Origin of the sequence: Pseudohongiella acticola (genome assembly GCF_001758195.1) — a bacterium.
GTDB classification, from domain to species: domain Bacteria; phylum Pseudomonadota; class Gammaproteobacteria; order Pseudomonadales; family Pseudohongiellaceae; genus Pseudohongiella; species Pseudohongiella acticola.
Genome location: NZ_MASR01000001.1, coordinates 1,004,990 through 1,025,176 on the forward strand (window position 1 = coordinate 1,004,990; position 20,187 = coordinate 1,025,176).

Here is a 20,187-nt window from a genome sequence, read left to right on the forward strand (position 1 = left end):
ACAGAATTTTATATCAGCGCGATAGCAACCACGGAGCGTGACACAAACATGCCAGAAACACAGAGACGTTACGAGAACCCTATGAATAAAAAATCGTATTCTAATGTTATTTTGGTGGTCGACGATTCTCCGGAATCGCTGAGCTTTGTCAACGACACACTGGAAGAAGCCGGCTACGATGTGCTGGTAGCCCTTGAGGGCAAACAGGCGCTGACCATCGCCCGACGTATCCGGCCCGACATGATCCTGATGGACGCCATCATGCCGCACAAGGACGGTTTCGATACTTGTAGAGAGCTTCGTGCCATTCCTGAGCTGTCTTCGATACCGGTCATCTTTATGACCGGTCTGACTGACTCAGGCAGTGTTGTGCGCGGCCTTGAGGCGGGAGGCGTTGACTACCTGACCAAGCCGATCAATCCGGATGAATTGCTGGCACGGATGACCGTGCACCTGAGCAATGCCAAATTGACCAGCAGCGCCTATAACGCGCTGGATTCCACTGGCCAGCATTTGTTCTCGGTCGACACACAGGGCCAGGTCCTTTGGGCCACACCACAGACACTGGCGCTGTTCGCACGTGCCGGGGCCAGTGAAAACTGGCAAAAGACGGAACTGGCAGACGCGCTGAGTGACTGGCTCTCTCCCCCGTCACCCAGACAGCGTCAGGCAGAACAAACCCTGATTCTGACAGTCACCAGCAAGAATGGACCTATAGTGCAGGAGAAAAAACTGACAGTTGCTTTTATTCGTCATATCAACGGTGAAGAGAAACTGCTCAAACTGTCGGAGGCCAACGAAAGTTCAGGTGAAGACCTGTTGCGGGAGAAACTTGAACTGACCAAGCGGGAATCCGAAGTGCTTACGTGGATCAGCCAGGGTAAAACCAACTGGGAAACAGCACAGATACTACAGATGAGTCCGCGTACGGTTAATAAGCATCTAGAGCAGATTTTCAAGAAACTTAATGTTCAAAATCGTACCGCTGCCGCTCGTATTGCGCTCAGTATTCTGGAGCGAGACTGAGAGAACTACAGTCTCGCTTCCATGACCTCCTGCCTCAGTGTCTGTTTTTCTGCCTGCGATGACGGATAGCTCGCAAACTCGCGGGGATAAGAAGAGCCACCAGAGATATGGCCAATACCACTGTGACACCGTGTATCAGGCCATGCACCCAAAGCCCATCGAGTCCATGGCCAGGGTGAGCAGCAGCCAGACCGGGCAGCGTCCATAGCAAAAGGCTTGCAGCCCCTGCATTCTTTAGATTCCTGACTGACGTTATTTTCATTGCATACTCCTTTCTGATTTTGCCAGGTCTGACTTGCTGAACACATGGGTTTCCGTCGTTGCTCCTTCGGGCAAACGTGTCGGCAACATGCCCTGTTCGATAATAAACCCGATGATTTCTGACAAACCTGTGCCTGCCTTCAAATTGCTGAATACAAAGGGCCGTTCTCCACGCATGCGAGTAGCGTCGTCATGCATTACCTGTAGCGAGGCCCCCACCAAGGGCGCCAGATCTGTTTTATTGATGATTAACAGGTCAGACCGGGTAATGCCAGGCCCCCCTTTGCGTGGAATCTTGTCACCTGCAGAGACGTCGATGACGTACAGCGTAAGATCAGAAAGTTCCGGGCTGAAGGTGGCGCTCAGGTTGTCGCCGCCACTCTCCACGAAAATGACTTCCAGTTCACCGTGCCGTTCAATCAATTCGTCAATGGCAGCAAGATTCATGGATGCGTCTTCACGTATGGCGGTGTGCGGACATCCTCCAGTTTCCACACCAATAATTCTGTCGGCACTCAGGGCTTCATGCCGGGTCAGAAAGTTGGCATCCTCTTTGGTGTAGATGTCATTGGTGACAACAGCGATGTCATAGTAATCACGCAGTTCACTGCACAAGGCTTTTAGTAAAGCGGTCTTGCCGGACCCGACGGGGCCGCCAACGCCAATTCTCAGGGTCTGGCCGGATTTATCAGTTATCATGATGATCTCCTCTGCGCTATCAACTATTCCGGGTTGCGCGATTATTCTGAATGACGCACGTGTTCTGGTTTTCGAGTAGAAGCTGCACCGGTCATGATCGGAACAACCTCGAATATTGGGTTTCGTGATGCATACTGGCCAGGCTAAGCGCGGGCAGACTGACACCTATATCATCATCTGCCACGTTCCCGGCTACATCTATGACAGCAGAAATCCGCCCCTGTAGGGTATGCATCATGCGTTGCGCCTGGGTCTGCCCCATAGGTAAGAGTTTGGTGGCCGCATTGACCTGGTTTTCAATCCACGACCAGCAGAAACCAATTGCTGCCATTTCCGACCTGATCTGCCAGTAACGTGCCGCCTGCGCAAAGACGGTGACAAAACTCACCGGGCCCTGCATGGCAATCACGGGCATACCAAACTCAGGCATCAGTTTCTGTAGTGCCAACCCTGTGGCAGTATCAGTCAGTTGTAACTCCCGGGTTTCGCGACTAGCCAGTATCAGTGCATTCCAGTAGCGAACGGCATCAACGTCGCTCTCTGCCAGTGCACGATCAAGACGCAATAGTATCGGCAGGTCCAATGCAGCGAGGCTGAACCGTAACTGCATACTCAGCCAGCGTTCGATATCACTATCCGACTTTAACCATGACGCCTCAATCGCGTACTCAAGACCATGGGAAAAGGCATAGGCGCCCACGGGTAATCCGGCACTGCTAAGGTGCAACAAGCGCAGTAAGGCGTGGTCAGTGGTGTTCATGCTTGCCCGAGATGTCCAGCGCTTCGATCGAGCCAGCTTTGCTGTTTGGTGGCGCCAAAGGCTGCTGGTGCGAATGGGAATGACCGCCATGACCGGTGTAGGCGCCCTGTTCAGGCACAAACACATGATGCGCGTGCTGCAGCGTCAAACCCAGCAGCACCAGCATTTCTTCCAGTACGTGATCTGGCAGAATGCGAAGTGATCGCGGCCCTACCTGCACTTTGACATGACGATTGCCCAGGTGGTAGCAGGCGCGACTGAACGTCTCCCAGTCATCACAGGAGGCGATAACAACCGGCTCTATGGCACCTTCGACCAGCACCAGCCGACCACACTGACTACGCAGATATTCGCCCACCATCAATGGTGTGCCGCGTGCAAGAAAGAGCCTGACTTCTTCGCCTTCTGTGGAAAATAGTCTCATACGTCCGCGATCACGCTGCTCGTGAGTCAGTATAACCCGGACATCGACCGGCGCTTTACACTGGGTGCCCAGCCTTTCGTGCACTTCCAACATGTCCATGTCCTCAATAGAATTTCTAAAACAGACTGTAGCGTTGCGCCAATGGCAGCACCGTGGCCGGCTCGCAGGTCAATAGTTCACCATTGGCCCTGACTTCATAAGTCTGCGCATCCACCTCAATAACCGGTAACCAGTCATTAAGAATCATGTCCTGCTTGCGTATGGCGCGCGTGTTGCGGCAGGCGCTTAACTTCCGGTTGAGTCCCAGCTTGCTGAGCATGCCGGACTCAAGCGCGAGCTGGCTGGTAAAGGTCACTGACAATGACGCCGCTGCGCCTCCCAGAGAACCAAACATGGGCCGGTAATGTGACGGTTGTGGCGTCGGGATGGATGCATTCGGATCGCCCATCGGCGCAGCCGCGATCATGCCTGACTTTATGATCAGTGAGGGTTTAATTCCGAAAAACGCAGGTTTCCACAATACCAGATCTGCCAGTTTTCCGGGTTCAATGGAACCGACTTCGTGAGCGATTCCATGGGTGATGGCCGGATTAATGGTGTATTTGGCGACATAGCGGCGAGCGCGAAAATTGTCCGACGTGGCGCTGTCTTCTTTCAAGGGGCCGCGTTGAACTTTCATTTTGTGTGCGGTTTGCCAGGTTCGTGTAATGACCTCACCAACCCGTCCCATGGCCTGCGAATCTGAGGCGATCATGCTGAACGCGCCAAGGTCGTGCAGGATATCTTCAGCGGCTATGGTTTCCTTGCGGATACGCGAGTCCGCGAAAGCGACATCTTCGGGTATCGCCGCGTCCAGGTGGTGACATACCATGAGCATATCCAGATGTTCATCAACCGTGTTGATGGTGTATGGCCGGGTCGGATTGGTTGAAGAGGGCAATACATTCGCCACTGAACACGCCTTGATGATATCCGGCGCGTGCCCGCCTCCTGCACCCTCAGTGTGATAGGTATGAATGGCACGGCCCTTGAACGCAGCCAGGGTGTCGTCGACAAATCCCGACTCGTTTAGTGTATCGGTATGAATGGCGACCTGAACATCATAGTAGTCAGCCACATTCAGGCAGTTATTGATGGATGCCGGCGTTGTTCCCCAGTCTTCATGCAACTTGAGACCGCAAGCGCCTGCCAGCAACTGCTCAATCAAAGGTTCGGGCAGACTGCCGTTGCCCTTGCCCAGAAAGCCGAAGTTCATTGGCATGGCATCTGTGGCCTGCAGCATTTTGCCCATATTCCAGATGCCAGGAGTGCAGGTCGTGGCTTTGGTGCCGGTGGCCGGCCCGGTGCCACCGCCCAGCATGGTAGTGATGCCAGACATGGTCGCCTCTTCCACTTGCTGGGGGCAGATAAAATGAATATGTGAATCGATACCGCCGGCCGTCAGTATTTCACCCTCACCGGCAATAATCTCGGTACCTGGGCCAATAATGATGGTGACGCCATCCTGCACATCCGGATTTCCCGCTTTACCTATAGCGATAATGCGGCCATGTTTGATACCAACATCGGCTTTAACGACACCCCAATGGTCGAGTATCAGCGCGTTGGTGATGACAACATCCATGCTCTGCGCGTCGCCCCGCTGGCTTTGACCCATGCCGTCACGAATGACCTTGCCGCCACCGAATTTGACTTCATCACCATAGCGCGTGAAATCCTTTTCCACCTGCAACCAGAGGTCCGTGTCAGCCAGACGCACGCGATCACCCGTGGTCGGTCCGAACATTTGCGCGTACGTCGCGCGATCCATACTTGCCACTATAGAATCTCCCGCTTCAAGTCCGATCTAGTCCAGGGGGCCCATAACATCACCACGAAAGCCAAACACTCTGCGGTCACCTGCATACGCTACCAGTTCGACTTCACGGCTTTGTCCCGGTTCGAAACGAACAGCAGTGCCTGCTGCGATATTAAGGTGGAAACCACGCACTCGACTGCGGTCAAGGCGCAAGGCGGGATTGACCTCGGCAAAATGATAATGCGAACCGATCTGTACTGGCCTGTCACCTGTATTTACAACAGATACTGTGATTGTTTCTCTGCCAGCATTGAGTTCAATGACATCGGTTGCGGTTCGAACCTCGCCTGGAACCAGGTAATTTTGGGTCTCACTATTACTCATGGTTTTTGCCTGATGAATACATATAAAGTTGGCCTCACCTGTTTACTCATATCTAGTTGATCGGATCATGAACAGTCACCAGCTTGGTGCCATCAGGAAACGTCGCTTCTACCTGAACCTCGGGAATCATGCTGGCAACTCCATCCATGACCTGATCGATAGACAATATTTCTTTCCCGTAACTCATCAGTTCCGCAACAGAGCGACCGTCGCGCGCACCTTCCATGATCTCCATGGAAATCAGTGCCACCGCTTCCGGGTAATTGAGTTTCAATCCTCGCGCCAGTCTGCGTTCGGCCAGCAGCGCAGCGGTGAAAAGCAGCAGTTTGTCTTTCTCTCTGGGCAGTAGTTCCATGCTGTTACTAATAGGTCCCGTCGGTTTATGTTGGCTTAATGATGTTATGCATTTTTCTTGCCACTGTATGAAACCACACAGCTATGTTGCCCATATGCGCGGCGGGCACATTTTACTGCCGGTCAAGAACGGGCGCACAACCTGCCAGAACCCGATAAACACCCGCCGGGCTTCTTCGGAGCTGTGCCCCAGATAACGCCCGATAAGGAAGCCGTTCATAAGAGTGACATTGGCCTGACCTGCATGACTGAGTGTCGACAGCGTGTCACGCAGGTTGCTCATTAGTGCTTGCAGGCTAGCCTCATCAGGATGTCCGGGAAACGGCCCGGCGACAAAAACACCACTCACGGGACAGGCGTTCATGCCCACGCTTGCTGCTATCAGGTCGAAAGATGCCTCATTTAGGTGCAGGTTCTCCAGCAACACCGGCATGCCCTCCATGCGGATAATTAGTCGCTGATGCAGCTCACCATGTGTGAACGGCAGATCGCTGACGGGCAACCCAAGGCAGCATATCTCCCAACCCAGATAGGTACTGCCGGCGCTCATATTGACTGTGGTATCGGTGCGGCCATAGGCACCCGGGAACACAATCATTTCCTGCGGAAGCCACTCCAGCACCGCATTCGCTGCCAGTTCGAATACCTGACTCTGCTGTTGCAAACGACGATCGCCACGAGCGCGGTAGATACGGCCAGCTCCCGGCGTTGTCACCAGCACCCGTGTGCCCTTCTGCAAATCAAGATCGATCGTGAGTCGGTCTCCCGACACCAGACCTCCCGGCGGATGCAAAAGATAGATATGCGCGATACCAGTACCTTCGGGATAAAAAGGTTTCTGCACATACAGGGGGCCCTGATGTATACAGCTGGTCAGGCGACAACCACGCGCCCGCTGCCTGAATGTCAGCGCCAGGCTGGCGTGCCACTCACTTCCCGATGCCGTCTCGGCAATCGGTTCAGCCAGCACGGCACTCATACCGCGAGGTGACGCCTGATGAGCTCATCGCTGAGCCCGGCCATGCTATCGCTGGCCACCACACGCCCTTTTTCCATCAAGCGAAACTCACTGCCGACGCGCTTGGCAAACCCCAGTTTCTGTTCGACCAGGACAACGGTCAACCCTTCAGCATTAAGTTTCATGATCACATCCCCAATCTGACTGACTATATTGGGCTGAATACCCTCATTGGGTTCGTCCAGCACCAGTACCTTGGGGTCAGTTACCAGCGCCCGGCCGATTGCCAATTGCTGTTGCTGTCCACCCGACAGGTCACCACCGCGACGATGCAACATTTCGGCCAGAACCGGAAACAGCTCGAATATCCGCTCCGGTATTTTCTTGACTCCGTCTCGACGACAGGGCAAACCTATCTGCAGATTTTCTTCTACCGTCAGCGTGGAAAAAATGTCACGCCCTTGTGGCACAAAGCCCAGCCCCATCCGAGCGCGTTGATGCGCCGCTACGTGCTGAATCGCCTTGCCGTCCAGAAGCACCTCGCCCGCCGCAATTGGCAGCAAGCCCATCAGGCATTTGAGCAAAGTAGTTTTACCAACGCCATTGCGCCCCATGATGCAGGTGCAGGATCCCTGCTCAATTTTCAGGTCAACGTCCCATAGAATCCGGGAACCGCCATAGCGCTGGCTGAGTTGTCGAATCTCGATCATGATTCTTCCCCCAGATACACTTCCACCACCGCCGGATTGTTTTGCACCTGATCCATTGTGCCTTCGGCGAGCACACTGCCCTGATGAAGCACCGTAACGGTGCGCGCGATACTGCGCACAAATTCCATATCGTGTTCGACCACTACCACCGTGCGCTCGCCAGCCAGCGAGGTCAGCAACTCTGCGGTTTTTTCGGTTTCCTGCGCCGTCATGCCTGCCACCGGTTCATCAATCAGCATCAGCCTGGGGTCGGACACCAGCAACATGCCGATTTCCAGCCACTGTTTCTGTCCATGCGACAGCACACCGGCGGGTTTGTGTCTGAGCGCAGACAGTCCAATTGTGGTCAGCACGGCATCAATTCGGTCACGCTGCTCCGAGTCCAGTTTCGCCATCAGGGTAAACCACACTCCCTTACCGGTTTTCAGGGACAGCTCAAGATTCTCTGACACGCTGAGTGCCTCGAACACGGTCGGTTTCTGAAACTTACGCCCGATGCCCAGCCGCGCGATGGCTGCTTCATCATGTTTGAGCAGATCCACGGTCTGCCCGAAGTACACCTGTCCACTGTCACAGCGGGTCTTGCCCGTTATCACGTCCATCAGCGTAGTTTTGCCAGCACCGTTGGCGCCTATCAGGCAGCGCAGTTCGCCATCATTGATATAGAGGCTCAGGTCATTCAGTGCCTTGAAACCGTCGAAACTGACCGATAATGCTTCTATGTAGAGAATGACCTTATGCGAGACATCCGGCGCTTTAATTCTACCTGGACTCATGATCCAGCCCCCCCTGTCAGCTTCAGCCTGTCATCCTCACCGCTGCTGTCTGACTGTTGCTTTTTCTTCAGCAAGCCAGCCAGACCTTTGGGCAGGAAAACCGTGACAAAGACAAACAACGCACCCAGCATGAACAGCCAGCTTTCCGGCGCCAGTGAGGTAAACCGGGTCTTGGCGTAGCTGACCAGGATGGCACCGACCACAGCGCCATAGAGAGTGCCACGGCCACCGACAGCAACCCACACCACGATCTCAATGGAATTGACCGGGCTGAACTCGCCCGGGTTAATGATACCTACTTGCGGCGCATACAGGGCACCGGCCAGGGCCGCGATCAATGCCGAATAAACAAACAGCCAGACCTTGAAATGATCAGTGCGATAACCCAGAAATCTGGCACGGGCTTCACTGTCACGGATGGATACCAGCACCCGCCCCAGACGCGAGCGCATAATCAACTGGCTGCTGACAAAAACCAGGCCCAGCAGCAGCGCCGTGATCACGAACAGTCCCACTCGGGTGCTGTCAGCACTGAGCTCAAACCCGGCAATCTCCTTGAAGTCGGTCAGCCCGTTGTTACCGCCAAAGCCCATCTCATTGCGAAAGAACGCCAGCATCAGAGCATAGGTCAATGCCTGGGTCATGATCGACAGATAAACCCCTGTGACACGTGACCGGAATGCCAGCCAGCCAAAAACCAGTGCCAGCAGTCCTGGCACCAGACCCACCATCAGCATGGCAAACCAGAGTTGGTCCATGCCAAACCAGTACCAGGGCAGACTTTCCCAGTTCAGGAACACCATAAAATCAGGGAGATCCGGATTGCCATACACACCCCGATCCCCGATCTGACGCATCAGGTACATACCCATGGCATAACCGCCCAGCGCGAAGAAGGCACCATGACCGAGACTGAGGATGCCGCAGTAGCCCCAGATCACATCAACCGCCAGCGCCAGCATCGCGTAGCACAGGTACTTTCCCAGCAGGGTAATGGTATAGGTGCTGACATGCAGGGCCGAGTTTTCGGGCAACAACAGGTTGGATAATGACGCCAGCACGGTGGCTGTAAACAGAACCACAACAAATAGCGTAATGGTATTGCTGCCACGACGCAGTTCGCCCCAGGCATGACCAAGTTGGCTCATTCAGCGGCCCTCCCTTTCTGTGGAAACAGGCCTTTGGGGCGCACCTGAATAAACAGGATGATAAAGACCAGCGTGATGATCTTGGCCAGCACCGCTCCGGTCATCGGTTCCATGAATTTGTTGGCTACGCCGAGCGAGAATGCACCTACCAGCGTGCCCCATAAATTACCGACACCACCAAAAACCACCACCATGAATGAGTCGATGATGTAGTCTTGCCCCAGATTCGGGCCAACGTTGGTCAACTGGCTGAGCGCTACACCGGCGATACCGGCGATACCGGATCCCAGGCCAAACGTCATCGCATCCACCCAGTCAGTGCGGATACCCATGGCTTTGGCCATATCACGATTCTGCGAAACCGCGCGTACCTGTAAACCCAACGACGTCTTTCTTAATATCCACAACAGAATGACAAACACGATGACTGAAAACAGTAAAATGAACAGCCGGTTGTTGGTAAGTGACAACACCGGATTGATATCCCAGGAGCCACTCATCCAGTCCGGTGATACCACCAGTCGGTTCAAAGGCGAGAAAATCGTTCTGACTGCCTGTTGCAGTATCAGACTGATGCCGAAAGTTGCCAGCAACGTTTCCAGAGGCCGTCCGTTCAGATATCGAATCACAAACCGCTGGATGAACATGCCAACCAGACCGGACACGGCGAACGCCGTCGGTATGGCAACCCATAACGAATAATTGATGAATTCCGGCATCAGCATCTGCACCACATAAGTGGTATAGGCGCCCAGCATCAGCATTTCTCCATGCGCCATATTGATGACCCCCATTACACCGAAGGTCACCGCAAGGCCAATGGCGGCCAGTAACAACACAGAGCCCAGGCTCAGGCCATAAAATGCCTGCTCCATCAATTCATAGAATCGCACTTTACGCTCAATGCTCGCCATGGCTGAGGCCATCGCTGAGCGCACCTCTGGATCCTGTTCGTTGCGACCCAGTTCATCGAGAAAACTGCGCAACAGGTTACGCACGGGGCCCTGCAGATTCCCATGCAAGGTCGCCACGGCCGCAAGCCTGTCAGTCTGTGGTGCATCAGTCACCAGCACATTCATGGCCAGCGCCACATTGATCATGGCCGCGACTGCAGGTATCTGCTCGTCAGCAATCGCTTCATTCAGCAACACCAGATTATCTTCATCCAGGTCGCTGAGCATGATGCGGGCAGCCTGTTCACGTTCAGCGTCATTGCCGTGAACCAGCCTGATCCGCGCCACCGATGCCTGCAGTACCGCACGCAACCTGTTATTGATGCGCACCTGCTCGAGCGCATCTGCATTAATGTCGGTCAGCACATCACCGTCAAACACATCAGTTAACGTCACCCGGCCGCCGTCGCTCTCGCGGCGTTCGACCAGTTCCAGACTGTCGCTGTGATAATAAAGTGCACCGTCCTGCAGGGCCATGAACAGCGGCAACACCGTCCGACCGCCAGCCTGTTCAATCTCAGAGACCAATGACGGCATGCGACGCAGATTGGCATCGGTCAGTTCCTGCAACAAAGGGGTCAGAGGGTTGTCGTTAGCAGCCACCGTCGACTGCTCTGATTCAGGGGCTTGCTGCGCTGCCGCCAATCGGAAAACGAAGCAGCAGATCAACAAACAGAGGGTTCTCACGCGTTCACTCCATGACGAAGGATGCCGTCGGCTTTCAGTCGGGCCCGCGAGGGGCCCGGCGGAGGTGGATCCAGAGCCTGATCGAAGCTCAGTTGCTTTGTCCTGAACAGGTTTCTGTCACAGTATTAAAATTGCCGCAGCGAACCGGAGCGGTCCAGTCCGACATCAGGTCACGGGAACCGGGCAGGAAGTCTGACCAGGCATCACCCGGCACCAGCTCGTCAGTCTCCGACACCACCTGGAATTGGCCATCAGACTGGATTTCTCCAATCAAAACCGGCTTGGACAAATGATGATTCTTGTTCATCACCGCCATACCGCCCGACAGATTCGGCGTCTCTATGCCGATCATCGCTTGTTCGACAGCATCTACGTCCGTGGTGCCCGCTTTCTCGACGGCTCTGACCCACATATTGAAGCCGATGTAGGTGGCCTCCATAGGGTCGTTTGTCACACGACTGGTGTCGCCGATGAATTCATGCCACTGGGCGATGAAGGCATCGTTTGCAGGTGTATCAACACTCTGAAAATAATTCCACGCGGCCATATGACCGACCAATGGCCGCGAGTCGATTCCAGACAGTTCTTCTTCGCCAACAGAAAACGCGATGACCGGAATATCCAGAGACGAAATGCCCTGATTACCGAGTTCACGGTAGAACGGCACATTGGCGTCACCATTGATGGTTGATACCACGGCAGTCGCTTTACCGGCGCTGCCAAAACGGCTGATATCCGCAACAATACTCTGCCAGTCTGAATGACTGAACGGTGTGTAGTTGATCATGATATCCGAGTCAGCCACACCCTGATCTTTCAGGTAGGCTTCCAGAATCCGGTTGGTTGTGCGTGGATAAACATAATCGGTTCCCGCCAGCACCCAGCGCTCGATACCCAGATCATTCATCAGGTAGTCGACGGCCGGAATCGCCTGTTGATTCGGCGCGGCACCGGTGTAGAAAATGTTCTTGGATGATTCCTCGCCTTCATACTGCACAGGATAGAACAGCAGGCCATTGAGCTCTTCCAGTACCGGCAGCATGGCTTTACGTGATACCGACGTCCAGGCGCCAAAAATGACATCTACCTCATCCTGCGCCAGCAGCTGTCGGGTGCGTTCAGCGAACAGCGGCCAATCCGATGCAGGGTCAACTACAACCGCCTCCAGTGGTCGCCCCAGCACACCGCCTTTCTCATTCTGCGCTTCCACCATCATCAAAACGGTGTCCTTCAATGTGGTTTCGCTGATTGCCATGGTGCCGGACAATGAATGTAATACCCCGACTTTGATCGGCTCCTGGGCGCCAGCGCCCAGGCTGAAAAGACAGGCAGCAGCAGTGACTATGGTTCGGGATAATAATGAAGTGTTGCGCATGATGAGCTCCTTAATAAATCTGATCTCATTTTGGAGATTCAGACGGACTAACAACAAGTCGGCGATTAACCATGATGTCTGCGTCAATTGACGTAGCGACCTGTCAAATGCTGCAAAGGGCTGGTTCAGATGCCCATAACCCGTTCAATAGTCCAGAACAGGCCAAGTCCACCGGCGGCAAAGGCACTGGCGCGGATCATCTTCTGATCAAGATGGACCTTGCGCATCAACAGCAACAGCAACAGCACTGTCATGACAAACATGAGCTGTCCGATCTCGACGCCGACATTAAAAAACAATAGCGCCACAACCGTATCCGCCGCCGACACGCCGAGGCCGCCAAGCACACTGGCGAACCCGAGACCATGAATCAGACCGAAGCCTGTGGTGATACCTATGCGCCATCTGAATGAGGTTTCCGCACTGCGCTGCACTGCCTGTGGGTTATTGTCAGCCCGATGCGCCAACAGGGCTTCGCGTGCCATAAAAACAACAGACAGAGCGATGATGGCTTCTACCGGGACGATAGGAACGTTAACAACACCCAGATAGGCCAGTGCGAGAGAGATTGAGTGACCCAGAGTGAACGCCGAGATGAGCCACAACAAACCAGTGCCACGTGCCATCATGGCCAGACAAAGCACAAATGCCAGGTGGTCGAGTCCGATCAGAACATGTTCGGTACCCAGCATCAGGTAACGCCACGCAGTCAGCAGAAAGCCATCAGGCTCCTGTGCCGCCGCAGCAGTCCAGTCAGGCAGACTGAATTCGGCACCAACGCGTCCACCAGATAACATGGTGGACGCCACGCTGCCATCAAGCAGATGCAGCTCCAGCATGCCCCCGTCGCGGCCCCAGCGGGTCCGGATCAATCCACTGCTGGTTTCATCACAGGTGACGTCAAAGCTCACCGTGACAGCGTTGGTAGACTCAAGACGCTCATCACGTTCCAGAACAGAGCACCCTTCCGGCCAGATGACCGGCAGCTCGGCGTCCAGATTGACTGGCAGATTGGCATCGAATCGAAACCAGAGCCCTTCATCTTCGACGTTCTGTTGTACCAGTGTAAATTGGGCAAGGTCCAGGTAATGCGCGACGGCGACCGGGAATGACATCAGCAACAACAGGGCCCCTGCCAGCTGCCATCGCAAACGTTTAACCACCACTTGCTCCTAATACAATCGTGAAGCGCTCTTTAATGGTTTCGGTACGGGCGCTGACATTCTGACGCCGGTGATGCGCGGACCAGTCCTGATCCAGACGCTCGCGCACGGCCTTATAAGGCATCAGTTCCGGCTCTCCTTTATGGCTTACTCGGGCAAAGTGAAAGCCTCGTACCGATTCAACCGGCCCCACCCACTGATCGACAGGCGCCGATTTGAGGGTTTCATAGAACTCGCCGCCAAAGCTGCTGCGTAAAATACTCTCCGAATAGCTGTTAAGATTCTTGCCAAGCCAGAAAGGCTCACCTTCAACCGTACTCCCTGCCTTCAACGTTGTCAGAACCTCATCAGCATCAGCGGGCAGCTCTTCGAAGTACACTTGAGTAAAGCTCAGGGTAGGTTCGGTGTAATAGGACTCCATATTCTCCATGTAAAAGTCGAGCAGCTCGGCCTCATCTACCGGTTCAGGAGAGCCGGCCCACAACATACGGACTTTTTCTACCAGATGGGCGCGCATCTTGCTGTCACTCAGGTGCATCTGCTGCGCCAGCGCTTCACGAAACAGCACTTCTTCATCAACCCACTCTGAGATCAGCAACTGTGTTTCTGCTTCAGATGGCTGACGCCCTTCCAGCCAGGCGAAATTTTCCTGCAGCATCGCAACTGTTGCATCATCAATGACCACGACGTCTCGGTCACCGGCCGCCATTGCGTCACTGGTGTCGCTATTGCCGGACCAGGCGTTGTAGGCAAAGATGACAACCGCTACCAAGGCAAATATTGACAACGGCTCGGTCAGAAGCTTTCTGCTTTTTTCGGCCACTTTAATGTCACTCATGTTCCACCCCCATGTAATTCAATCTTGTGATTGTGCATTCTCCAACCCTTAGCCTGATCACGGTTCCGCTCAGTTCTGCCCGTGATCCACGGTCACCGGATCCAGATAACTGTCATCGTCCAGACCCAGCTTGCGCATGGCGACACCACTCAGGCAGGTGTTCATCATGTAGTTGGCATTCATCGCACTGACATAGCTCAGGTCCAGCATCGGTGCCAGGTCCATGATTTCGAATCCTGCAATCTGCGTCTCTGCACATAACCTACGCAATAAAGGTGCCAGCTCTCGAATTGTCAGGCCGCCAGCAGCCGCCCGGCCAGCGGCACGCAATTGCGCTGGATCAATGACACTGACATCAAGCGAAATATAGACGCGATCAGTAGCAGACTTGGCCTCGTCGATAATGCGCGCTGCCACAGCATCCCAGCCATGGCGCTCCACTTCGGCCATGGTGTGGTATCTAACGCCCTGTTCGCGCAACCACTGAAATGCTGCCGGCGTTGCCTGCGAACCACGCAGCCCAACCTGAATCACATTGCCACCTTCCACCACGCGCTCCGTGATCAGGCGATAGACAGCATCACGATCAGACAGAAAATGTGCACGCGTGGGCTCGGCGTTATAATTTGCACCAAAATGAATCACGGTCAGCGCTTCGTCTGCCTCATTGTCTTGCACTGCTTTAACTGTCGGATACATCAAGGAATGATCGCCGCCAACAATGAAGGGGATGGCACCGGCCTCAGCAATTTCCATGATGCGCTGGTAGACATGCTCCATGCCCCGATGCACACTCATGCGGTCGACCGCAACATCCCCATAGTCAACAACATTCAGTGTCGCCAGCGGATCTACCATGGAGTAAACGTCGCGCTCGCCCAGAATATGCATACTGCGAATCGCCTCTGGCGCATTGCGGGCGTCACGGGCACCACTGCTCATACTTTGTGGTATGCCTACAATTGCCACCTCAACATCGCCGGCGATGAGATCGGCCTGATCGATGGCGACCAGAGCACCGGCAAAGGTTGGAATGCCGCCCCACTGGTGAACATAACGATGCACACTGAAAGGGCCGGGCTCACGCAGGTATTCATTGAGCGCTTGCGGCCGCACCACCTTGAAGCCGTTAAAGCTGCTGGCTTCCGGGTTCAATGGAATCTGCGCCATGTCGACACCGGGGCGAAAGGCCATCGCTTCAACCGCCATCATCATGTCGGCGACAAACTGTTCTATCTGCCCCGGGTTTCTTCGCTCCAGCTCCTGGTTCAGCTTTTGTCGCGTCGGGATAACACGCAAGGGCTGAAATCCACGGAGAAAATCAATCTGCTCGTCGCTCAGACCACTCAGTTTGCTCATGATTTGTGGCGGTATGTCAGCCTCGGCCTGCTGTGCAAAACTGCTGGTGGGTGCTGCGACGAACAGCATCCAAAGCGTCATTACGGCCAACAGCCGACAGGGTAGTGTCCGCATCATTGTGGATTCTCCTCAACGTAGTTGTCCTGCGCATGATCAATGGTTACCGGGTTCAGATAATCGATGTCATGCCCCAACTTTCGCATCGCAACACCCACCAGGCAGGCTTTGATGATGGCGGCACTGTGCAACGCTGTTGTATACCCCGGATCCAGTGCCGGCGCTATTTCGACAATATCGAAACCTATCAGCTCTTGCTGGGCGCAGAGTTTACGCACAATCGGGATTGCTTCGCGCGGTGTCAGACCGCCGGAAACCGGCGTACCGGTGCCGACAATATAGGAAGGATCGAGCACATCGACATCGAAGGAGATATGCAGTTTGCGCCCATCACGTTTGGCTTCATCAAGCACTCGCTGCATGACATAGTCCCAACCATAACGCTCGACCTCGGCCATTGAGTGGTATTTGAAGCCTTGCTCCTGCATCCAGCGATAGCCACTTTCGCTGGGCCCGCCAGAGCGCAGCCCGACCTGTATGTAGTCGCTGCCGGTGATGTGGTTATCCCGCATCAGACGGTAAATCGGCTGCCCGTGTGAGATGTGATGAGGGCTGTCGCCCATTCCCACGTCATGATGTGCATCAAAGTGAATAACACTGACATTGCCTTTGCCGTAGACATCCACCAGCCCCGCCACATTGGGGTATTCCAGTGAATGGTCGCCGCCGACTATCAAGGGTATGGCACCGGTTTCGGCAATTTCCCGCACCACTTCCCGAACATGCTGCATGCTGCGTTCAGTGCTGTCGTTGTCAATGGCGATATCACCATAATCGACAATATTCAATTCACGACTGGGGCTGATCTGGGTGTATTGATCGTTACCCGCCATACCACCGGTGGTACGCATTACCAGAGGGCCATAACCGGCGTCGCGCCAGCCTGAGCCCATGTTCAAGGGCGCGCCTACAATGGCCACTTCGACCTCCCCGGCAATCAGGTCTTCAGGAGTCAGCGCCACCGGTGCGCCGGCAAACGTTGGGATACCCCGGGCCAGACTGACGGGTCCCGGCTCGCGCTCCGGGTCAAAGCTTCTGGGTCGGCGCACCATCCAGGCATTAAAATCCGGCGATTCGGTATTCAGTGGCAACCACGCCATGTCACGACCCTGCACAAAGCCGGTCTGGTCTTCTACCCACATCATGGCATCAACATAGGCAACGACCTGTTCAGCCGAGCGCTTCTCCAGCGCGGCAATCAGATCTTCCGTGGTAGACGCGTATCGGCGAGTCTTGCTGCTGTCTTTCAGGTACGCGAGCTGCACGTCAGTCAGCACCGACAACTTAGCGTCCAGTGATGCGGGAAACTCGACAACTGCTGTTCTCTCTTCCGCGTCGTCTTGCTGCGCCAATGCGGCTGACATGGCAGTGCTGATAGCCACCACCAGAGCAATGACGCCGAACATTTTTGTACTATTCTTCATACCGGATTCCTGTTGCCAAGTCGTAAAAGCAGCCATCAATTCTGACCATGGTCCACCGTCGTGGGATCAAGGTAGTTCTCGTCGGTGATCCCCTGCTTACGCATGGCAATACCCGTCAGACAGGCGTTGAGCATGTAATTCGCGTTCATGGCACTGACGTAACTCAGATCCAGCATGGGCGCAAAGTCCATTAGCTCAAGGCCGGCAACGTCATTCTCAGCGCACAGACGTCTGAGCAGCGGTGTGATTTCCCGGATGGTCAGACCACCGGGCACTGCCCGGCCTGCGGCGGTCAGCTCGGTCGGATCAAGCACACTGACATCGAGAGAGATATACAGTGGATTACGCGCATCCTCTGCTTCCTCCAGAACAGCCGCCATGACTTCCTGCCAACCGTTCACTTCTACGGATGCCATGGTGTGATACCTGACCTCGTTGTCGCGCAGCCATTCGAATGACGCCTTGTTTGCCTGCGATCCACGCAGGCCTACCTGTATCAGGTTTTCACCTTCTATGACGCCTTCTGACACCAGGCGGTAAACCGCATCGCGGTCTGAAATCGTGTGCGCGCGGGTAGGCTCGGCATTGTAATTGGCACCAAAATGCACCACCGTCAGCGACTGCTCCGCATCGGACATCTGCACCGCTTTCACATTGGGGTACATCAGGGAGTGGTCCCCACCAATCAGAAAAGGCACCGCACCGGTATTGGCTATCTCCAGTACCATGTCGTAGACATGATCCAGCCCGCGCTCCAGGCTCATCCTGTCGACCGAGATGTCGCCATAGTCAACGATATTAAGGACAGCGCCGGGGTCAACCATGGCATAAACATCCAGATTGCCGGCCACATGCATTGCCCGCAACACGTTGGGTGCATTGCGGCCGTCACGACTACCGCTGCTCATGCTTTGCGGAATACCGGCAATCGCTACCTCCACATTGCCCGCGACCAGGTCTTCGGGGGTGACCGCAACAGGTGCACCGGCGAAAGTAGGGATACCTGCCCATTGATTGATATAACGATGCACATTGACGGGTCCCGGATCACGCAGGCGCTCCTTCAGGATCTCCGGCTGCACAACTTTAAAACTGTTGAACCGGCTGGCTTCAGGGTTCAGCGGTATTTCTGCCATGTCGATGCCGGGCCGATAAGCATGTGCTTCGACTGCATCGATCATGTCACTGACGTACTGCTGAACTTGCTCAGGCGTTCGACGCTCAAGATCCTGGTACAGCTTCTCCCGCGTCGCAATCACGCGCATCGGTTGTTCTGTGCCCAGAAAAGCAACCTGCTCTTCTGTTAACAATTCAAATTTGGCTCTGATATCAGCGGGAATACGAGCCTGGGCTAATGCCATTGCGGAATAGGCAGACACAAGCACACTCAGGGCCAGCGCCGACATAAGGTGACATCCAGTCCTGTGTATCATGGCGCATTCTCCTCGTTGTTCTGCTCGTGGTTCTGAACGTGATAGTCGTCCTGTGCGTGATCAATGGTGATCGGGTTCAGGTAGTCCGGATCAAAACCCAGCTTGCGCATGGAAACGCCAATCAGACAGGCCTGCACGATCGCGGCGCTGTGCAGGTTGGTGACATAGGTCGGATCTATTTCTGGCGCAATCTCAACAATGTCGAAACCGACAACCTCCTGCTGTGCACATAACTTGCGAATGATGGGAATGGCTTCGCGCGGTGTCAGTCCGCCGGAAACCGGCGTACCCGTGCCAGCGATATACGAAGGGTCCAGCACATCAACGTCGAAGGAGATGTGCAGCTTGCGGCCATCGGCCTTGGCTTCGCTGAGTATTCTTTCCAGCACATAATCCCAGCCATAGCGTTCAACCTCAGCCATGGAATGATATTTGAACCCCTGTTCACGCATCCATTTGTAGCCACTTTCACTGGGACTGCCAGAGCGCAGACCGACCTGGATGTAGTCACCGCCTTTTATGTGGCCATCTGCCAACAGGCGATAGATAGGCTGACCGTGATCGATAAAGTGGGCGCGGTCTCGACCTACGTCGTAATGAGCATCAAAGTGAATCACACTGAGATTGTCTTCGCCGTAAACATCGACCAATGCTGCGACGTTGGGATATTCCAACGAATGATCACCGCCCACAATAAACGGTACGGCGCCGGTTTCTGCAATCTCCCGTACAATCTCACGCACGTGCTGCATGCTGCGCTCGGTGCTGTCCTGATCAATGGCTATGTCGCCGTAGTCGACAATATTCAGCTCGCGGCTGGGGCTGATCTGGGTGTACTGGTCGTTACCACCGACCCGACCAATCAGTCGCAGAGCCAACGGACCGTGTTGAGCACCACGCCAGCCAGAGCCCATGTTCAGGGGGGCACCAACGATGGCGACATCAACGTCGCCGGCAATCAGATCTTCAGGCGTCAGTGCGATGGGTGCGCCAGCAAAGGTTGGAATACCACTACGACCACCATAACGGGACAGGTCGATAGGCCCCGGCTCGCGATCGGGATCAAAACTACGCGGTCGGCGTACGGCATAGGCATTAAAGTCCGGGCTATCCGTATTCAGCGGGATATGATCAAGGTCCACGCCTTCCTGAAACGCTTGCTGCTCTGTCACCCAGATCATGGCATCAACATAGGCGCGCACCTCAGGCGCTGTGCGTTTTTCAAGCGCTTCAATCAACAACTCTGGAGTACTGGCAAACCGGCGCGTGGGACCGGTGCTTAAAAACTCCATTTCAGCTTCGGTGAGCGTGGACAGTTTTTCGTCCAGCGAGCTCGGGAATTCGATAGGTTCACGTTCTTCTTCGTCATCATCCTGTGCCAGCAGTGGTATCGACAGGGTGTACATAAGCAACCCGATTGCTGCCAGGGTTATACGAGATATGCATGTCTGTGTTGTTTTCATGCGAGGTCCTTTGAATTACTGCAGAAGGTGGCGAGGCCTTGTCTGTCATCTCCCCATAAAACCAGGGCGATGACAGA

General features: G+C 54.8%; 19 protein-coding genes. 1 reads left to right on the forward strand and 18 read right to left on the reverse strand.

What is annotated here, in order from left to right; all coding sequences use genetic code 11:
* Positions 1–81 precede the first annotated feature (81 nt).
* Positions 82–1,026 carry a response regulator transcription factor gene (locus tag PHACT_RS04150; protein WP_070116050.1) on the forward strand — a complete coding sequence of 315 codons (945 nt, stop codon included), beginning with the start codon at positions 82–84 and terminating at the stop codon, positions 1,024–1,026.
* A 258-nt stretch (positions 1,027–1,284) separates the two neighbouring features.
* Here the strand turns inward: PHACT_RS04150 and ureG are convergent, their stop codons facing one another.
* From ureG to PHACT_RS04240, 18 genes are all read right to left on the reverse strand, one after another.
* Entirely contained in the window at positions 1,285–1,986 is a 702-nt protein-coding gene (ureG, locus tag PHACT_RS04155) for an urease accessory protein UreG (RefSeq protein WP_083264334.1), read from the reverse strand.
* A gap of 91 nt (positions 1,987–2,077) precedes the next feature.
* Positions 2,078–2,746 (reverse strand): urease accessory protein UreF, encoded by a 669-nt coding sequence (locus PHACT_RS04160; protein ID WP_070116051.1) that lies wholly within the window; start codon positions 2,744–2,746, stop codon positions 2,078–2,080.
* Positions 2,733–3,263, reverse strand: coding sequence for an urease accessory protein UreE (locus PHACT_RS04165; protein WP_070116052.1), 531 nt, complete (start codon positions 3,261–3,263; stop codon positions 2,733–2,735). Before PHACT_RS04165 ends, PHACT_RS04160 begins: the two co-directional genes overlap by 14 nt.
* Positions 3,264–3,285: 22 nt before the next feature.
* Entirely contained in the window at positions 3,286–4,980 is a 1,695-nt protein-coding gene (gene ureC / locus PHACT_RS04170) for an urease subunit alpha (protein ID WP_211284400.1), read from the reverse strand.
* Between the two features lie 36 nt (positions 4,981–5,016).
* Positions 5,017–5,325: an urease subunit beta gene (locus PHACT_RS04175; RefSeq protein ID WP_070118144.1), complete on the reverse strand. Its 309-nt coding sequence runs from the start codon at positions 5,323–5,325 to the stop codon at positions 5,017–5,019.
* A gap of 79 nt (positions 5,326–5,404) precedes the next feature.
* A complete protein-coding gene (locus PHACT_RS04180) occupies positions 5,405–5,707 on the reverse strand; it encodes an urease subunit gamma (RefSeq protein ID WP_070116054.1) in 303 nt (100 codons plus the stop codon).
* A gap of 81 nt (positions 5,708–5,788) precedes the next feature.
* Positions 5,789–6,685: an urease accessory protein UreD gene (locus PHACT_RS04185; RefSeq protein ID WP_070116055.1), complete on the reverse strand. Its 897-nt coding sequence runs from the start codon at positions 6,683–6,685 to the stop codon at positions 5,789–5,791.
* Complete coding sequence (gene urtE, locus PHACT_RS04190) at positions 6,682–7,374, reverse strand: urea ABC transporter ATP-binding subunit UrtE (protein ID WP_070116056.1); 693 nt, start codon at positions 7,372–7,374, stop codon at positions 6,682–6,684. The genes PHACT_RS04185 and urtE overlap by 4 nt, the downstream gene beginning before the upstream one ends.
* A complete protein-coding gene (urtD, locus tag PHACT_RS04195) occupies positions 7,371–8,150 on the reverse strand; it encodes an urea ABC transporter ATP-binding protein UrtD (protein WP_070116057.1) in 780 nt (259 codons plus the stop codon). The genes urtE and urtD overlap by 4 nt, the downstream gene beginning before the upstream one ends.
* Positions 8,147–9,298, reverse strand: a complete 1,152-nt coding sequence (gene urtC / locus PHACT_RS04200) for an urea ABC transporter permease subunit UrtC (RefSeq protein ID WP_070116058.1) — start codon at positions 9,296–9,298, stop codon at positions 8,147–8,149. Before urtC ends, urtD begins: the two co-directional genes overlap by 4 nt.
* A complete protein-coding gene (gene urtB / locus PHACT_RS04205) occupies positions 9,295–10,938 on the reverse strand; it encodes an urea ABC transporter permease subunit UrtB (RefSeq protein ID WP_245730578.1) in 1,644 nt (547 codons plus the stop codon). Before urtB ends, urtC begins: the two co-directional genes overlap by 4 nt.
* Before the next feature lie 88 nt (positions 10,939–11,026).
* Complete coding sequence (gene urtA, locus PHACT_RS04210; protein ID WP_070116060.1) at positions 11,027–12,313, reverse strand: urea ABC transporter substrate-binding protein; 1,287 nt, start codon at positions 12,311–12,313, stop codon at positions 11,027–11,029.
* 125 nt (positions 12,314–12,438) lie between these two features.
* Entirely contained in the window at positions 12,439–13,476 is a 1,038-nt protein-coding gene (locus PHACT_RS04215; protein WP_139141435.1) for a HupE/UreJ family protein, read from the reverse strand.
* On the reverse strand, positions 13,469–14,314 hold the full coding sequence (locus PHACT_RS04220) for a peptidyl-prolyl cis-trans isomerase (protein ID WP_070116062.1): 846 nt from the start codon (positions 14,312–14,314) through the stop codon (positions 13,469–13,471). Before PHACT_RS04220 ends, PHACT_RS04215 begins: the two co-directional genes overlap by 8 nt.
* 69 nt (positions 14,315–14,383) lie before the next feature.
* A complete protein-coding gene (locus PHACT_RS04225) occupies positions 14,384–15,742 on the reverse strand; it encodes an agmatinase family protein (protein ID WP_211284379.1) in 1,359 nt (452 codons plus the stop codon).
* Positions 15,743–15,786: 44 nt separating this feature from the next.
* Entirely contained in the window at positions 15,787–17,214 is a 1,428-nt protein-coding gene (locus PHACT_RS04230) for an agmatinase family protein (RefSeq protein WP_070116063.1), read from the reverse strand.
* A 35-nt stretch (positions 17,215–17,249) separates the two neighbouring features.
* On the reverse strand, positions 17,250–18,647 hold the full coding sequence (locus tag PHACT_RS04235; RefSeq protein ID WP_070116064.1) for an agmatinase family protein: 1,398 nt from the start codon (positions 18,645–18,647) through the stop codon (positions 17,250–17,252).
* On the reverse strand, positions 18,644–20,110 hold the full coding sequence (locus PHACT_RS04240; protein ID WP_083264336.1) for an agmatinase family protein: 1,467 nt from the start codon (positions 20,108–20,110) through the stop codon (positions 18,644–18,646). The genes PHACT_RS04235 and PHACT_RS04240 overlap by 4 nt, the downstream gene beginning before the upstream one ends.
* Positions 20,111–20,187: the final 77 nt, after the last annotated feature.

Coding starts and splice junctions, on each gene's coding strand:
- PHACT_RS04225 (WP_211284379.1), bottom strand. CDS start 15,742: ATGCTGTTCGTCGCAGCACCCACCAGCAGTTTTGCACAGCAGGCCGAG.
- ureG (WP_083264334.1), bottom strand. CDS start 1,986: ATGATAACTGATAAATCCGGCCAGACCCTGAGAATTGGCGTTGGCGGC.
- urtE (WP_070116056.1), bottom strand. CDS start 7,374: ATGATCGAGATTCGACAACTCAGCCAGCGCTATGGCGGTTCCCGGATT.
- PHACT_RS04240 (WP_083264336.1), bottom strand. CDS start 20,110: ATGAAAACAACACAGACATGCATATCTCGTATAACCCTGGCAGCAATC.
- PHACT_RS04150 (WP_070116050.1), top strand. CDS start 82: ATGAATAAAAAATCGTATTCTAATGTTATTTTGGTGGTCGACGATTCT.
- PHACT_RS04220 (WP_070116062.1), bottom strand. CDS start 14,314: ATGAGTGACATTAAAGTGGCCGAAAAAAGCAGAAAGCTTCTGACCGAG.
- PHACT_RS04180 (WP_070116054.1), bottom strand. CDS start 5,707: ATGGAACTACTGCCCAGAGAGAAAGACAAACTGCTGCTTTTCACCGCT.
- urtC (WP_070116058.1), bottom strand. CDS start 9,298: ATGAGCCAACTTGGTCATGCCTGGGGCGAACTGCGTCGTGGCAGCAAT.
- PHACT_RS04160 (WP_070116051.1), bottom strand. CDS start 2,746: ATGAACACCACTGACCACGCCTTACTGCGCTTGTTGCACCTTAGCAGT.
- PHACT_RS04230 (WP_070116063.1), bottom strand. CDS start 17,214: ATGAAGAATAGTACAAAAATGTTCGGCGTCATTGCTCTGGTGGTGGCT.
- urtA (WP_070116060.1), bottom strand. CDS start 12,313: ATGCGCAACACTTCATTATTATCCCGAACCATAGTCACTGCTGCTGCC.
- PHACT_RS04185 (WP_070116055.1), bottom strand. CDS start 6,685: ATGAGTGCCGTGCTGGCTGAACCGATTGCCGAGACGGCATCGGGAAGT.
- urtD (WP_070116057.1), bottom strand. CDS start 8,150: ATGAGTCCAGGTAGAATTAAAGCGCCGGATGTCTCGCATAAGGTCATT.
- PHACT_RS04165 (WP_070116052.1), bottom strand. CDS start 3,263: ATGTTGGAAGTGCACGAAAGGCTGGGCACCCAGTGTAAAGCGCCGGTC.
- ureC (WP_211284400.1), bottom strand. CDS start 4,980: ATGGATCGCGCGACGTACGCGCAAATGTTCGGACCGACCACGGGTGAT.
- PHACT_RS04235 (WP_070116064.1), bottom strand. CDS start 18,647: ATGATACACAGGACTGGATGTCACCTTATGTCGGCGCTGGCCCTGAGT.